At 63.3% G+C, this 14,506-nt stretch carries 13 protein-coding genes; 3 read left to right on the top strand and 10 right to left on the bottom strand.

Features of this window, described 5'->3' with window-relative positions:
* Position 1: 1 nt before the first annotated feature.
* From metC to J3P91_RS12215, 9 genes are read right to left on the bottom strand one after another with little or no spacing between them, the layout of a single operon-like run.
* Positions 2-2,749 carry a cystathionine beta-lyase gene (gene metC, locus J3P91_RS12255; RefSeq protein ID WP_434604434.1) on the bottom strand — a complete coding sequence of 916 codons (2,748 nt, stop codon included), beginning with the start codon at positions 2,747-2,749 and terminating at the stop codon, positions 2-4.
* Between the two features lie 45 nt (positions 2,750-2,794).
* A complete protein-coding gene (locus J3P91_RS12250; protein ID WP_434568792.1) occupies positions 2,795-3,391 on the bottom strand; it encodes a cysteine dioxygenase in 597 nt (198 codons plus the stop codon).
* Positions 3,392-3,404: 13 nt separating this feature from the next.
* Positions 3,405-4,244 (bottom strand): amino acid ABC transporter ATP-binding protein, encoded by an 840-nt coding sequence (locus J3P91_RS12245; protein WP_434568793.1) that lies wholly within the window; start codon positions 4,242-4,244, stop codon positions 3,405-3,407.
* On the bottom strand, positions 4,231-5,019 hold the full coding sequence (locus J3P91_RS12240; RefSeq protein ID WP_434604432.1) for an amino acid ABC transporter permease: 789 nt from the start codon (positions 5,017-5,019) through the stop codon (positions 4,231-4,233). The genes J3P91_RS12245 and J3P91_RS12240 overlap by 14 nt, the downstream gene beginning before the upstream one ends.
* Positions 5,009-5,743 carry an amino acid ABC transporter permease gene (locus J3P91_RS12235; protein WP_434604430.1) on the bottom strand — a complete coding sequence of 245 codons (735 nt, stop codon included), beginning with the start codon at positions 5,741-5,743 and terminating at the stop codon, positions 5,009-5,011. The genes J3P91_RS12240 and J3P91_RS12235 overlap by 11 nt, the downstream gene beginning before the upstream one ends.
* Entirely contained in the window at positions 5,740-6,951 is a 1,212-nt protein-coding gene (locus tag J3P91_RS12230) for an aminotransferase class I/II-fold pyridoxal phosphate-dependent enzyme (protein ID WP_434604428.1), read from the bottom strand. Before J3P91_RS12230 ends, J3P91_RS12235 begins: the two co-directional genes overlap by 4 nt.
* The gene (locus tag J3P91_RS12225; protein WP_434604426.1) at positions 6,948-8,372 is read right to left on the bottom strand and encodes an FAD-binding oxidoreductase; all 1,425 of its coding nucleotides are present in this window, start codon (positions 8,370-8,372) and stop codon (positions 6,948-6,950) included. The genes J3P91_RS12230 and J3P91_RS12225 overlap by 4 nt, the downstream gene beginning before the upstream one ends.
* The gene (locus tag J3P91_RS12220) at positions 8,369-9,220 is read right to left on the bottom strand and encodes a transporter substrate-binding domain-containing protein (RefSeq protein ID WP_434604425.1); all 852 of its coding nucleotides are present in this window, start codon (positions 9,218-9,220) and stop codon (positions 8,369-8,371) included. Before J3P91_RS12220 ends, J3P91_RS12225 begins: the two co-directional genes overlap by 4 nt.
* A 57-nt stretch (positions 9,221-9,277) precedes the next feature.
* Positions 9,278-10,120: a transporter substrate-binding domain-containing protein gene (locus tag J3P91_RS12215; protein ID WP_434604423.1), complete on the bottom strand. Its 843-nt coding sequence runs from the start codon at positions 10,118-10,120 to the stop codon at positions 9,278-9,280.
* Positions 10,121-10,362: 242 nt separating this feature from the next.
* Here J3P91_RS12215 and J3P91_RS12210 point away from each other — a divergent pair, with 242 nt between their 5' ends.
* Complete coding sequence (locus tag J3P91_RS12210; RefSeq protein ID WP_434568800.1) at positions 10,363-11,214, top strand: LysR substrate-binding domain-containing protein; 852 nt, start codon at positions 10,363-10,365, stop codon at positions 11,212-11,214.
* Positions 11,215-11,243: 29 nt separating this feature from the next.
* Here J3P91_RS12210 and J3P91_RS12205 read toward each other — a convergent pair whose 3' ends face one another.
* Positions 11,244-12,161, bottom strand: a complete 918-nt coding sequence (locus J3P91_RS12205; protein ID WP_434604421.1) for a LysR substrate-binding domain-containing protein — start codon at positions 12,159-12,161, stop codon at positions 11,244-11,246.
* A gap of 196 nt (positions 12,162-12,357) precedes the next feature.
* On the opposite strand from J3P91_RS12205, the gene J3P91_RS12200 reads away from it, so the two are divergent.
* Positions 12,358-13,107, top strand: coding sequence for an SDR family NAD(P)-dependent oxidoreductase (locus J3P91_RS12200; RefSeq protein WP_434604419.1), 750 nt, complete (start codon positions 12,358-12,360; stop codon positions 13,105-13,107).
* Between the two features lie 99 nt (positions 13,108-13,206).
* Positions 13,207-14,505, top strand: a complete 1,299-nt coding sequence (locus J3P91_RS12195) for an MFS transporter (protein ID WP_434604417.1) — start codon at positions 13,207-13,209, stop codon at positions 14,503-14,505.
* Position 14,506: the final 1 nt, after the last annotated feature.

Genomic DNA, 14,506 nt, shown 5'->3' with positions numbered 1-14,506 from the left:
ATCATCCGGCAGCCACAAAGCCCCGCTGCAGGTCCCGGATCAACACCTCGACATCCTCCAACCCCACATGCAAGCGCACCACCGGGTTCAACGCCCGATCCTCGGCGCTTTGCCGATCCTGGGTATCGGCAACGGTCACCAGACTCTCGAACCCACCCCAGGACGCCCCCAACCCGAACACCTGCAACGCATCGATAAAACGCTCCAGGTACGCGTCGTCATTTTCGCGAAGCTCAAAAGACAGCAGTCCATTGCTGCCCTTGAAGTCCCGCAACCACAGACCGTGACCGGGATGATCGGGCAGTGCTGGGTGGAAGACCCGTTTCACCTGCCGCTGCGCCTGCAACCAATGGGCGATCGCCAGTGCCTGGCGCTCATGCGTGTCGAGGCGTGGCGCCAGGGTGCGTGCGCCACGCAGGACCAGATAGGCGTCGTCGGGGCTGACGGTGTTGCCAAAGGTGTCGCTCATGGCCGCCAGTGCTGGCCAAGCCTCCTGGCGCGTGCACACGCTGCCCATGACCACGTCGCTGTGGCCGCTCAGGTATTTGGTCAGGGCCATGATCGAGATGTCTGCGCCCAACGCCAGCGGCCGGTACAGCACGCCCGAACCCCAGGTATTGTCCACGGCAAGCAGGATGCCGCGCGGCTTGCAGAGCGCGGCGATGGCCGGCAAGTCACAGAGTTCGTACAGCAGTGAGCCGGGCACTTCGGTGTAGACCATCCGGGTGTTGGCTTGCAGCCGTCCGGGCAGGTCGCTGCCGTCGGGGGCAAAATAGCCGACTTCTACGCCGAAGGCTTCGAGGAAATCCCGGGCCACGCGGCGTACCGGCGCATACACCGCATCGGTGATCAGGACATGATCGCCGGGCCGCAGGTAGGCCAGGAAGGTTTGCGCCACGGCAGCCAACCCGGTACCGAACAGCCGGGTGCGGTAGCCGCCCTCCAGTTCGGTAACGAGGTCTTCGAGGGCGAAGGCCGTCGGGTTGCCGCGAGCGCCATAAGTCAGCACTCGCTCGCTGTCGCGCCGGGAACGGGCGTCGCGCATCTGTGCGAGGTTGTCGAACAGCACCGTGCTCAAACGACTGACCGGCACATTGACGGACCGGGCGCCGGTGCCCTTCTCGCTGCGCGCGCCATGAATCAGGCGGGTGCGAAGCCGCGCATCGGCAGCGCTTTGAGGCGGGCCCTGCAACGGGTTGAGGCTGGCGATCTCCGCTTCGTTCATTTGCGCCAGCAGGCCGATTTCCCACGCCAGGTACTGGCGCGCCGCGTCCTTGTTTCCGGAATGCCGGTCGTGAGTGAAAAACAGGAAATCAATGCACTGTTCATCCGGCAACGTGTCGGCGCCTTCTCGTAGCGCCAGGCCGGCCGAGCGCCACGCATCGACCCCGCCATCGAGCCAATGAACATCGGTTCGCGATAGCTCCAGCGCCGCCACGGCCGCCAGCCGAGGATCATCGGCGACCAGCACCAGCGGCCGCCGCTCGCCCGCCAGCGCACCGGCCAGCAAGGGTCGGATTGACCAGCGCGCCCCGGCAATGTGACCTTTGCGATAGGCGTTGCTCGAACGCAGGTCGATCAGCGCCACCGCGTCATCCCTCAGGGCATCCGCCACGGCCTGCGCGCTGATCCCGGGCAGTTCCGCAGGCGCGAAGACGGCTGGAAGCGGCAACGCCAGGCCACTGCTCAATCCGCCCGACAATACAAAAGCTTCATGCCCGAGCTGCCGCAGCCAACTGGCGATGATCGGTGCACGCACGCCGTCGTTGTCAAACAGCACCACCCGCGCCTGACGAACGCCCACATACAGATCGGTGGATTGAATCAACTGTCCGCCCGGCGCGTGCTGCGCGCCCGGCAATGTGCCGGCGGCAAACTCCTCGGCGGTGCGCACGTCGCAGAGAAACAGGCTGCGCCCGGCCTCCGCCGCCCACCGCTCGACCTGGGCAGCCTCGACGGTCGGCACCCCGGCCCGCTCGGCCAGGCGTGTCGCCGCCAGGCGCTGGGTCGGCAATGTGGCGCTCGACACCTGGTCGGCATAACGCCGTTGGCTGCCGTGCTCCAGGTGAAAATCTTCCAGATGCCAACCCTGCGTGCCGTTCTCCAGCGCATAAATCGGGTTTTTCAGACCGAGGTCGATCAGCGTCTGGGCGCCGATGATGCTGCGGGTCCGGCCGGCGCAATTGATCACGATGGGGGTCTGCTCGTCCGGCACCAGATCATGCACGCGGTACCCGAGTTCGCCATTCGGGCAGCAGATCGAACCGGGAATGGTCATCTTGCGATACTCCTCCAGCGGCCGGCCGTCGAGGATCACCAGCGGCTTGCCCCGAGCCTGCCATTGCGCCAGTTGGCGAGCGCTGACGTGAGGCGTGTGACGGACCGCCTCCACCTGCTCGCCGAAAGCCTTGGACGGCACATGCACGCCAGCGAACAGTTGATAGCCGGCGGCCTGCCAACCGTCGGCGCCACCTTCCAGGATGTGCACGTTGGCGTAGCCCAGCACGTGCAGGCGCTGCGCCGCGCGCTCCGCCAGGTCGCCGCCATCCTGGTCATGCAGCACCAACCGGACCTGAAGGTTCGGCGCCAGCCGTCGAGCCTCCAGCTCCAGGCGGCTATAGGGCAGATTCACCCCGAAAAACAGATGGGCTTCGCCGTACTGGCCGTGCTCACGCACGTCAAACAGGGCGATTTCCTGCCCGTCGAACAACCACTGCTGCAGTTGCTGGGGAGTCAAGGTCTGGCTCATGGTAGTCCCGCTGGAAAAAGTGAAAGACTGGAAGGCAAGAGGCCGTCAGGCGTAGGCCTTGATCGACGGCGCCATCTGCGAGGCGTTGTAGTTGAGGATTCGCCCATCGGCTTCGACGCCGTAACGGCCGTTGAGCGACTCCAGCGGCAGGCCATAAAGATGGAAATGCAGGGTCGGTTGCTCGCCTGCGACCCGAATGCCATGCAGGTCCTCGCCAAGGAAAGCGATGGAGGTTCCAGGCTGCACGATCACTTCCTTTTCCAAGTGCAGCGTGGTGAATCCAGGCTCGCGTCCTTCGTCATCACGCTGGTAGACGTAGTTGATTTCCTGACCTTCGATGGCGCTGATGATGGCCCAGGTCTCATGGTTATGGGGGATGGTGCTCTTGCCCGGCAGCAGCGAGTTCAGGTACAGCGTCGGGGTGTCGCCGTCATCGTTGAGGCGATAGCGAAACGCGGTGCTGCCCTGCCCCGGCTGCGGCGCCGGGAACGCCTCGAAATTGAACAGGTCGCGGCGTTCGGCCAGGCCTTCCAGCAGCACGACGATCTGCTTGAGCGCGGCGCGGTCGACGCCACGCTGATGGATGACGCGCACTTGCTTGAGGAAGCCCTCGATCACATCGGCACGGTTACGGGTATTCATGGCAGGTTCCTTTTCAGACGGACAGGCTATAGCGGCTCAGGTTGGTCAACAGATACGGGTCGTCCTGGACGAGAGGCGGCCGGCGCCCCGGGTCGCCCAGGGCGTGGCGCAGGAATTCCCGGGTGCGCTCGCTGGCGGGATGCTGGAAGACTTGGGCGGCGCTACCGTGCTCGACGATCACGCCGTTCTCGGTGAAATAGACGACGTCGCTGATCTCTTCGGCGAAGCGCATTTCATGGGTCACCAGCACGCAGGTCATGCCCTCCTCGGTCAGCTCGCGAATCACCGTCAACACTTCGCCGACGGTTTCCGGATCGAGGGCCGAGGTCACTTCATCGAACAGAATCAGCTCCGGGCGCATCGCCAGCGCGCGGGCGATCGCCACGCGTTGCTGCTGGCCGCCCGAGAGTTGCCCCGGATAGGCGTCGGCCTTGTGCTCCATGCGCACCTTGGCGAGCAAGGCCCGCGCGTCCTTTTCGGCATCGCTGCGGTTGCGGCCGAGCACCTTGCGCGGCGCGATCACCAGGTTCTCCAATACCGACAGGTGCGGGAACAGGTTGTACTGCTGGAACACGAACCCGACGCGCTTGCGCAGCTCGATGCGCTGGGCCTCCTGGGCCAGCGTATGGACCTCGGTGGCACCGACACGGATGCTGCCACGCTGGGGCTGCAGCAGCCCGGTGATGCAACGCAGGATTGTCGACTTGCCCGAGCCGGACGGCCCGATGATCGACACGGCCTGACCACGGCGTACGTCCAGGTCGATGCCCTTGAGCACCGGGTTGCTGCCGAACGACAGGTGCAGGTCGCGCAGGCTGACGAGGGGCTCGGCGACGGTTTCAGTAGAAGGCATAACGTCGCTCCAGGTATTGGGTAATACGGGAAATCGGGTAGCAGTAGGCAAAGAACAGCACCAGCAGGCTCAGGTAGATCAGCACGGTGAAGCCCGTCAGGTTCACGGTGTTGCTGGCGATCTGCGCGGTATCGATCACGTCATGCACGCCCACCAGCGAGGCCAGCGCGGTGCCCATGGTGATCACCGCATAGAGGTTCATCCACGGCGGCAACATGCGCTTGAAGCACTGGGGCAGGATGATCGAGCGAAAAATCTGCCCACGGTTGAACGCCAGGGATCGCGCGGCCTCCCATTGGGTGCTGGGGATCGAGGCGATGGCGCCACGGAAGATTTCCGCGACATTCGCACTGGCCGGCAGGGCCAGGCCGAGGGTCACCTTGACCCAGTCGGGAAACGCGACATAGGCCGTGCCAATGCGAATCTCGAACGGGAACACATAGGTGGTGAAATAGATCAGCACCAGCCAGGGCGCATTACGAAAGACCTGCACCCAGATCCGCGCCGGCCACTGCAACAGCCGCAGCGGCGACAGCACCATGGCGCCTACCAGCAGCCCCATCACCGAGCCGAGACCGATGGCCAGCAGGCTGATGAGGATGTTCTGGCCAAACCCTGCGACCAACGCCGGCGACCATTGCCACAGCGCCTTGAGCACCGGGCTGTTCGGCGCGAGATAAGCCAGCCAGCACAGCGCTCCCAGCCCCAGCAGCAATTTGCCGAGATGGCGACGCGGCCAGGCCACGGGCAGGACAGCGGAGGGATCAATGGCCATAACCGGGCATCCTCAGGCGGGCTTCGAGCCAGCGCCCGACGCAATTGACGGTAAAACTCAGCAGGCCGAAAAACGCCAGGATCAAAATCATCAACTCCAGCACGTTGTCGCTCTGGGTCCAGATCATGATCGCCGCGTAGGTGATGTCGCCCACCGCGATAGCCGAGGCCACGGCGGTCATTTTCACCAGGTCGATCAGGTTGTTGATCAGCGACGGCAAGGCAAAACGCAGGGCCAGCGGCAGTTGCACGTTCCACAACAATTGGCGGTGGTTGAAAGCCAGTGAACTGGCCGCCTCCAGGGTCACCGTCGGCACCGCTTCGATACCCGCACGCAGGGCCTCGGCGTGGAAGGCGCCTTTGTGCAGCGAAATCACGATCACCACCCACGCGAAGGGCGTCAGCGGGTTGGCCGCGCCGACGGCCTGGGTCAACAGCATGTTCAATACCAGGAAGGCGCAATACAGCTGCACCAGCGTCGGCGTGTTGCGGGTGACTTCGACAAACACTCGCGCAGGTCTGGCCAGCCAAGGCTTGCCGGAGGTCAACAGGGCGGCCAATCCGACACCCGCCAGCAAGCTGCCGGCAATCGTCAGCAGGCACAGCCACAGGGTGGTCAGCGCGCCCTGCTCCAGCGTGCCGCGCTGATAGGCGTCGAGGAGGAAGTTGTAGTTGAGGCCGAGCCCGGCGCTCCACTGGACGAGTTGCTCCAGCCAATGGCTCATGGTTCGCTCCTCAATTGGCCGCAGGCATGGGCGATACGCCGACCCGCTTCGGCGACGGTATCGGTCGCCGTGGCGATTGACAGGCGGAACCACGGCGACAAGCCATAAGCACTGCCCGCGACGCCGGCGACGCCCTCTTCCAGCAGATACGCAACCACATCGGCGTCGTGCTGCAGGCGCTGGCCGTCCGGGCGATAGCGCCCCAGCAGCCCGGCGCAGCAGACAAAAACGAAAAAGCCACCTTGCGGCTCAAGTACTTCCAGGCCTGCGACATCACGCAAGCGGCTCACCAGCACATCGCGGCGCTGACGATAGGCCGCGACCTGTTCCGGCAGGAAATCCAGGCCGCCCTCGAACGCCGCCAGCGCCGCCGCCTGGCCGACCGAGGAAGCCCCCGAGGTGGATTGCGATTGCACCACGCTCATGGCGTCGGTCAGCGCCTGCGGTCCGGCGCCGAAACCGATGCGCCAGCCGGTCATGGCATAGGTTTTCGACACCCCGCCCACCACTAGGCACCGTGATTGCAAATCCGGCGCGACATTGAGGAGGCTCTGGACGGCAAACCCGTCGAAACGAATATGTTCGTAGAGTTCATCCAGCACAATCAGCACGTCGGGATATCGGCGCAGCACCTGGGCCAGGCCTTGCAGTTCGGCTTCGCTGTACAGCGCACCGCTGGGGTTGCCAGGGCTGTTGAGGATCAGCCAGCGAGTGCGCTCGCCGATATGCTGCTCAAGCTGTCGTGGCGTGAGCTTGCAGCCCTGCTCCAACCCGCACTCGATGAACACCGGCACGCCGCCATTAAAACGCACGCTGTCCGGAAAGGACGGCCAGTACGGCGTCGGCACCAGCACTTCGTCGCCATCATCGAGGGTCGCAGCGAAGGCGTTGAAAATGATCTGCTTCGCACCGTTGGCAATCACGATGGAGGCCAGCGGATAGTCCAGTTGGTTCTCCCTGCGCAGCTTGTGTTGCACCGCCACACGCAAGGCTTTCACGCCCGGCGTCGGGGTGTACTTGGTGGCCCCGGCTGCAATGGCGGCACAGGCCGCCTGTTTGATGTGCGCCGGCGTGTCGAAATCCGGCTCGCCGGTGGTCAGGTCGAGAATGTCCCGACCGGCTTCACGCAGGGCCGTGGCACGGGACTTGGCGGCGGCATTGGCGGACAGCGAGACACGCTGCACGCGCTGGGACAGATGAAGCGTCATGGCCGCGCCTCCTCCAGTACCTTGCCCGGATTGAGCAGATTGCGTGGGTCCAGCGCTTGCTTGATCCGGCGCATCAGGTCCAGTTCTACGGCACTTTTGTAGCGCCCCAACTCGTTCACCTTGCGCTGGCCGATGCCGTGTTCGGCACTGATCGAGCCACCATGAGCATGGGCGCTGTCGTGCACCCGCTGACTGAGCGCGGCGTAATGGGCCATGTGTGCATCAATCGTGGAGTCCAGCGGGTGGGCAACGTTGTAATGCAGGTTGCCATCGCCCAGATGCCCGAAGGTGTAATGCCGCACGCCGGGAAAATGCTGCTGGAGCAACGCATCGGTATGGGCAACGAACGCGACGACCTGAGAAATCGGCACCGAGATGTCATGTTTCATGTTGCGACCGGCACGCTTTTGCGCATCGCTGATGTTCTCCCGCAGCTGCCAGAATGCCTGGCTCTGGACGAGGTTCTCGGCGATCAGCGCATCGGCCAGCAGCTGCTGTTCGAAAGCTTCGCCCAGCACCTGTTCGAAGATTTCCCGGGCATGGTTTTCGCTGTGGTTATCCGACAGCTCCAACAGCGCGAACCATGGCTGGCGAGCATTGGCGAAGGGCCGCGGACCATCGGGAAACTGCTCGCGCAACAGCGCAAGACACTCGGCGCTCAGCAACTCGAACGCCGTCAGGCTGGCACCAAAACCGGCACGGGCATGGGACAACAACGCCACCGCCTGCTCCAGCGAGTCGAACGCCAGCAGCGCGGTGGCCTGAGCCTTGGGCAGCGGAAACAATTTCAGCGTCGCGGTGGTGATAATGCCAAGCGTGCCTTCGCTGCCGATGAACAGGTCCCGCAGGTCGTAGCCGGTATTGTCCTTGCGCAAGCCGCGCAAACCGTTCCAGATTTCACCTTCGGCGGTCACGACTTCCAGGCCCAGGGTCAGTTCGCGGGCATTGCCGTAGCGCAGCACCGCGGTGCCGCCGGCGTTGGTCCCCAGGTTGCCGCCGAGGGTGCAACTGCCTTCGGCGCCAAGGCTCAAGGGGAACAGGCGTCCGGCCTGGCGGGCAACGTCCTGGACGGTTTGCAGGATGCAGCCCGCCTCGGCGGTGAGGGTGTCATTGTCGGTGTCCACGGCGCGGATCCGGTTCATCCGATCGAGCAACAGCAACACCGAGCGGCCGCTGTCGTCCGGGGTGGCGCCGCCCATCAGTCCGGTGTTGCCGCCCTGCACAACCACCGGCGTAGCTGTCGCGGCGCAAGCCCGGACCACCGCCGCGACTTCTTCGGTACTGCCCGGATGGACCGCGGCGATCACTCGCCCGACGTAACGCCCCTGCTTGTCGGTCAGGTACGGCGCGGCTTCCTCGCCGCGTTGCAGATGCCTGGCGCCCAGCAGGGCCTGCAAGGTCGCAAAGAGTGAATGGCTCATGGCTGCGAGGCCAAGGGAGCCGCATTTTGATACCTGGCGTGCAGATCACGCAGGGCTTGGGACGGTGCCATGCCGGTGCGCTCGCCGAGTTCGATCAGCCAACCGCTGCGATGCCAGTCGCGCACGACAGCATCGAGTCTGGCCTGGGTGTCGTGCTCGCCCTTGCGCAGCCAGATCACCGAATTCGAAGGAATCAGGTCCCCCGGCAGCGGGATCTCAAAGCCTGACCACTCGGCTTCGCTCAACAGTGCGTGCATGGTCGGGCTCACGTGCACCGCAGCCACGCAGCCATTGCCGCGAAGCGACAACAGCGACTCGGACTGGCTGCGAAAAGCCTTGATCTGTGCGCCATAGGTTTCTTGCAGCGGCTTGATGAAATTGCTGCCCTGGGACACGCACACCGGTTTGCCCTTGAGGTCGGCCCATTGCGCTATGCCGGCCCCCTTGCGTATCAGCGCCGCGCCACCGACCTCTTCATAAGGTGTCGGCACGTAGTCGAGAATCTCGCCGCGTTCTTCGGTGAACTGCATGTTGGCGATCAGGATGTCGACTTTGCCCTGCTGCAAGAATTGCACGCGGTTCGGCGCAAGCACGGAAACGGTCTGCGTCTCCACCCCCAGCGCCTTGCCGATGCCCTGGGCCAACTCGACGTTGTAGCCCCGGTGCTCGCCGGTCTTGGGGTCGATGGTGCCGAACGGCGCGCCGCTGAGCATCACCCCGACGCTGATGGCGTGGCGCTGCTCGATCTTGTCCAGCGTGGCGTCCGCCTGGGCCAGGCTGGCAGCGCAGCCGGCAGTCAAGGCCAGGCACAGGGCGGCCAGCGTTCGAGGGAAGAAAAATGAAGACATGGGCGATTACCTTGCGCGTCGGTCGAGGGTCGTTGAGGAAGCTGCAAGCGACGCTGCTCAGGCGCCGTTGGCCTGGAACTGCTTCTGCAACTCGACCAGGGCGGGTGACGCCGGGGTGATGCGGTTACGAGTCTGGGCGTCGATCAACCAGCCGCTGCGGTGCAACTGCTTGATGATCGGATCGAGCCTGGCCTGGGTATCGCTTTCGCCCTTGCGCGTCCAGATCACCGAGGGGGCCGGGTTCAGCTCCGGGCTCAGGGCGCGGTAGCCCTGCCATTCGGCGTTGTCGGCAAGTAGTGGATTGATCAACGTGGCGTCATGCACGGCGGCAACGCAGTTGTTGCCCCGTAACGCCAGCAGCGACTCCGAGGAGCTCTTGAAGGCCTTGATCTGCACGCCCAACTCGGTGAGCGGCTTGATGTAGCTGCTGCCCTGGGAGGTGCATACCGGTTGATTCTTCAGATCTTCCCAGCGGCTGATCCGGCTGTCCTTGAGCACCGCCGCGGTGCCGCCGACACGGTAGAACGGCGTAGGCACGAACCCGAGGATTTCACCGCGCTCGGTGGTCCATTCCATGTTGGCGATCAACAGATCGACTTTGCCCTGCTGCAGAAACTGCACGCGGTTGGCGGGCAATACCGGCACCAGTTGCACCTCGGCGCCGAGTTGCCGGCCCAGTTCCTGGGCGAGGTCAACGTTGAGGCCGCGAGGTTTCTGGGTAGCGGGGTCAATGCCGCCGAACGGGCCGCCGGACAGCAGCACGCCAACCACCAACTCGTGGCGCTGCTCGATCTTCTCCAGGGTGGCGTCGGCCTGGGCAATGTCGACGGCTGCCAACGAGACCAAGGCGCCCAGCAACACAGGCAGGAGATGTTTGACAGGTGAGCGCTCGAACAACATGGATTTCCCCTCATGGATGATCGGCGTACCCCGACCTGATGAGTGGGCATCCTAGGTACCGCTTGGAGCCAACGGAAATGCAGATATCTCATATCGTTATAACTCGCCCGGTTTGGTTTACAGGCGAAAAACATATAACCGTTATTTTATTAGCCCACAGCGAAGTTCACGTAAAGGAAATGCAATCTATACATAAAAAACTGTAATGTTTAGGTTTTCAGTCTTGATATGAAGCGATAGCCATGGCGACCCTGGATCTCGAATTGCTGCGCACCTTCATCGCCGTGGTCGATCACCACAGCTTTGCCGAAGCCGGTGCCCGACTGGCCCGCACGCAATCTTCAGTCACCCAGCATATGCAGCGCCTGGAACAGCAGGTCGGGGTCACGTTGTTCGAAAAACGTGGCCGGCAAAAGCAGCTCACCGAAGCGGGCCAGCAGTTGCTGCGGCACGCGCGGCAGATGCTGTCGCTCAACGACGATGCGCTCAATTCCCTGCGCGAAAGCAGCCTTAGCGGTGTGTTGCGTATCGGCTCGCCCCACGATATTGCTGACACGATCCTGCCGCCGATCCTCAGCCACATCGCCCGCTCGGCCCCGCGCCTGCGCCTGGAAATCGATGTCGGCCGCAGCCCGTTCCTGATGGACGACCTGCATCGCGGCAAGGTCGACATGGTCATTTCCACCCGCCAGGATCCGAACCTCGAAGGCTTCGCCTTGCGTACCTCACCGGTGTGGTGGATCTGCTCGGCGCAGTACCTCCACAACCCCGCCGAACCGCTGCCGCTGATCCTCGTGGACGAGCCGAGCATCTATCGGCGCTATGCCCTCGAAGCCCTGGAGCGCGCCAATATCCCCTGGCGCCAGGCCTACCTGGCCTCGAACCTGATCGGCATCAAGGCCGCGACCCGCGCCGGCCTGGGCGTCACGCCCCGCAGCATGGAAATGCTCGGCCCGGACATGCGTGTGCTCGGCGAGAACGATGGGCTGCCGCGACTGCCGGATGTGACCTATCACCTGTGGATCCGGCCGAATACCGTCAACGCACTGGTGCGCCGGGCTTATGAGCTGATCAGGAACAATCAGGGGCATTGAGTGATCGCTGCCCAGGAAGACCCGCTCGATCAATAGGCGAAACCCTGCCCCAGCTCACTTTCCATCCACTCCAGAAAACGCCGGACGCGGGGGAAGCTCGAGTGGGCCTTCGGAAACACCAGGTGATGGGCAGCCACCGGTGCGCTGAGCGCCTCGGGTGCCACCTCGACCAGGCTGCCGGTGGCAAGATATTTCTTGGCCAGCAATGTGCTTTCCAAGGCAAACCCCAAGCCATGACTGGCAGCCTCCAGCGACATGTACGACCGGTCGAAGCTCAAGGCGTAAGGCTTCTCCGGGCGCGCCAGGCCATGTTGCGCAAACCATTGCGGCCATTTGAGCAACGTGGCTTCCGAAAGTACCAGGTCGCAATTCAACAAATCGGACGCGTTGCGGATCGGGCATTGCGCGAGCAGTTTCGGCGAAGCGAGCACCGCGAACGTCTCGTTCTGGACGGTGCGGACTTCATAACTGGGCCAGTTTGCAGTGCCGTGGCGGATGTCCACGTCAATCTTGTCCCGACTGAAATGCAGCGATTCGTAAGAGCAGGAAAGATTGATCTGGATATCGGGGTTGGACGCCCGAAAAGCTTCCAGCCTCGGCATCAACCACAACAACCCGAAGCTGGGCGCCGAATGCAGGCGCAAGCAGTCCAGGCTCACGTCGCTGGCCGCACGTTCGGTGGCGACGGCCAGGCTATGGAGCAACCCGGACACCTCCTTGAGGTATTGCTCCCCCACAGGCGTGAGCGTGACGCCCCGCGCGGCACGCACAAACAGTTGCCGGCCAATCATCGCTTCAAGTTTCGCCAATTGATGACTGACCGCGGAGGGTGTCAGGTCCAGCACTTCCGCCGCCCTGGCGACATTGCTGAACCTGGCCGTTTGCTCAAAAGCCTGAATTGCTTTCAGCGGTGGAAGAATCAAAGGGGCATCGGCATCGGTACGCATGGCAGGTCCCTGCATAACAGTTCTAATGATTGTTGAGCTTCGCCGTGAAAGGTTTCAGCCGCAAGCCAGCGAGTGCTGAATTTTTTTCAGCACTGAATGACTTTCAGGCCATTGCTCAGCCAGGGAACCAGGACGAAGCTGAGTCATCGGTTTTTCCCGAATCGACCCAATAAAAACAATCCGAGGTATCTCTCCCATGCTTCTTCAAGGCAAAGTCGCAATCATTACCGGCGCCGCATCTGCCCGTGGCATTGGCCGCGCCACCGCTACGACGTTCGCCCGACACGGCGCCCGCGTCGTGATTCTCGACCTGGATGAATCTGCCGCACGCGATGCCGCCAGCGCCCTGGGCGACAATCATCTCGGCCTTGCCGCCAACGTCGCCGATGAAGCGCAGGTCCAACGGGCCGTCGCCCGCGCCATCGAACATTTCGGCCGAATCGACGTTCTCATCAACAACGCGGGCATCACCCAACCCCTCAAGACCCTCGACATCCGTGCGTCGGACTACGACAAGGTATTGGACGTCAGCCTGCGCGGCACCCTGCTCATGTCACAAGCCGTGATCCCGCTGATGCGCGAGCAGCAAGGCGGCAGCATCGTCTGCATGTCTTCGGTGTCTGCCCAACGTGGCGGCGGCATATTCGGTGGGCCACACTACAGCGCCGCCAAGGCCGGTGTTCTGGGCCTGGCCAAGGCAATGGCGCGCGAACTGGGCCCGGACAAGGTGCGGGTCAACTCCATCGCCCCGGGCCTGATCCACACCGACATCACCGGCGGTCTCATGCAGGACGAGCGTCGTCACGCAATCATCGAAGGTATTCCGTTGGGTCGCCTGGGTGCGGCCCAGGACGTCGCCAATGCCGCCCTCTTCCTCGCCAGCGATTTATCTTCGTACCTGACGGGCACCACGTTGGATGTAAATGGTGGAATGCTGATTCATTGATGTATCTGGACGGGCCCACCCGGCCCGTGCGGTTCTGGATCGAAGACCCCAGCCGGGCTGTTTGCCTGGCGGTAAATAAAAACAAGAGATCAGGCCATCATGACTACTTTGTCGCTCGAAGCGGTTTCGACCGTGCGCTCCAATGCCTACCGGAAAACGGCCTGGCGGCTGATGCCATTCCTGATGCTGTGCTATTTGTGCGCCTATCTTGACCGGGTCAACGTCGGCTTCGCCAAGCTGCAAATGATGAACGACCTGGCGCTCAGCGAAACCGTCTACGGGCTGGGTGCGGGGATGTTCTTCATTGGCTACTTCCTCTGCGAAGTCCCCAGCAACGTTATCCTGCACAAGGTCGGCGCTCGCGTGTGGATCGCGCGAATCATGATCACATGGGGCATCATTTCGGCGCTGTTCGCCTTCGTCGAAACGGCCTGGCAATTCTACGCCCTTCGGTTTCTGCTCGGGGTTGCCGAAGCAGGGCTGGCGCCGGGATTGCTGCTCTATCTCACCTACTGGTTCCCATCCTATCGCCGTGCGCGCATGACTGTGCTCTGGTTCATCGCCATCCCTTTGTCAGGCATGGTGGGCGGTCCGCTCTCGGGCTGGATCATGAACCATTTCGCCGGCGTGCACGGCTGGGCCGGATGGCAGTGGATGTTCGTGCTCGAAGCCATTCCCACCGTCATTGTCGGTTTGCTGGTGCTGAGTTACCTCAAGGACGGCGTCCATCAGGCCCACTGGCTGGACGATGAAGAAAAGGCGTTGGTCAGCCGTGAACTGGCCGAGGACAACCAGCAGAAGGTCACCCATGCCTCGGTGGGCGAGTTCGTCCGCGACCGCCGCCTGTGGTTGTTGGCAGGTATCTACTTCTGCGTCGTCATGGGCCAGTACGCCATCACCTTCTGGCTGCCGACGCTGGTGCGCAACGCCGGGGTTTCCGATCCGCTGCACATCGGTTTCCTGACCAGCCTGCCCTACCTCTGCGCGATTGCGGCCATGCTGCTCATCGGCCGCAGCGGCGACAGATATCGCGAGCGGCGCTGGCACCTGATCGTACCGATGATCGCCGGTGCCATCGGGCTGACGCTCGCCGCGCTGCTGGGGGGCAACATCCTGCTGTCCATCCTGAGCCTGTGCCTGGCGGCATCCGGCATCCTTTCCGCGTCCTCGATGTTCTGGATGCTGCCCACGACCCTCCTCGGCGGGGTGTCCGCCGCCGCAGGCATCGCGGCGGTGAACAGCTTCGCCAACCTCGCCGGCTTCTGCTCTCCCTATCTGATTGGCTGGATCACCACGCAAACCGGCTCCAGCGCCATCGGCATGTACCTGATCACCGGCGTACTGCTGGGCGGCGCCTCGCTGGTGCTGCGCATTCCCGCCGCCCTGGTCAATCGTTAAG

This window comes from Pseudomonas sp. Z4-7 (assembly GCF_051131965.1).
GTDB lineage: Bacteria > Pseudomonadota > Gammaproteobacteria > Pseudomonadales > Pseudomonadaceae > Aquipseudomonas.
This window is presented reverse-complemented; position numbering and strand designations above follow the sequence as displayed.

What these genes read in the sequence shown, in the direction of transcription:
- metC (WP_434604434.1), bottom strand. Translation starts at nt 2,749, where the DNA reads ATGAGCCAGACCTTGACTCCCCAGCAACTGCAGCAGTGGTTGTTCGAC.
- J3P91_RS12250 (WP_434568792.1), bottom strand. Translation starts at nt 3,391, where the DNA reads ATGAATACCCGTAACCGTGCCGATGTGATCGAGGGCTTCCTCAAGCAA.
- J3P91_RS12245 (WP_434568793.1), bottom strand. Translation starts at nt 4,244, where the DNA reads ATGCCTTCTACTGAAACCGTCGCCGAGCCCCTCGTCAGCCTGCGCGAC.
- J3P91_RS12240 (WP_434604432.1), bottom strand. Translation starts at nt 5,019, where the DNA reads ATGGCCATTGATCCCTCCGCTGTCCTGCCCGTGGCCTGGCCGCGTCGC.
- J3P91_RS12235 (WP_434604430.1), bottom strand. Translation starts at nt 5,743, where the DNA reads ATGAGCCATTGGCTGGAGCAACTCGTCCAGTGGAGCGCCGGGCTCGGC.
- J3P91_RS12230 (WP_434604428.1), bottom strand. Translation starts at nt 6,951, where the DNA reads ATGACGCTTCATCTGTCCCAGCGCGTGCAGCGTGTCTCGCTGTCCGCC.
- J3P91_RS12225 (WP_434604426.1), bottom strand. Translation starts at nt 8,372, where the DNA reads ATGAGCCATTCACTCTTTGCGACCTTGCAGGCCCTGCTGGGCGCCAGG.
- J3P91_RS12220 (WP_434604425.1), bottom strand. Translation starts at nt 9,220, where the DNA reads ATGTCTTCATTTTTCTTCCCTCGAACGCTGGCCGCCCTGTGCCTGGCC.
- J3P91_RS12215 (WP_434604423.1), bottom strand. Translation starts at nt 10,120, where the DNA reads ATGTTGTTCGAGCGCTCACCTGTCAAACATCTCCTGCCTGTGTTGCTG.
- J3P91_RS12210 (WP_434568800.1), top strand. Translation starts at nt 10,363, where the DNA reads ATGGCGACCCTGGATCTCGAATTGCTGCGCACCTTCATCGCCGTGGTC.
- J3P91_RS12205 (WP_434604421.1), bottom strand. Translation starts at nt 12,161, where the DNA reads ATGCGTACCGATGCCGATGCCCCTTTGATTCTTCCACCGCTGAAAGCA.
- J3P91_RS12200 (WP_434604419.1), top strand. Translation starts at nt 12,358, where the DNA reads ATGCTTCTTCAAGGCAAAGTCGCAATCATTACCGGCGCCGCATCTGCC.
- J3P91_RS12195 (WP_434604417.1), top strand. Translation starts at nt 13,207, where the DNA reads ATGACTACTTTGTCGCTCGAAGCGGTTTCGACCGTGCGCTCCAATGCC.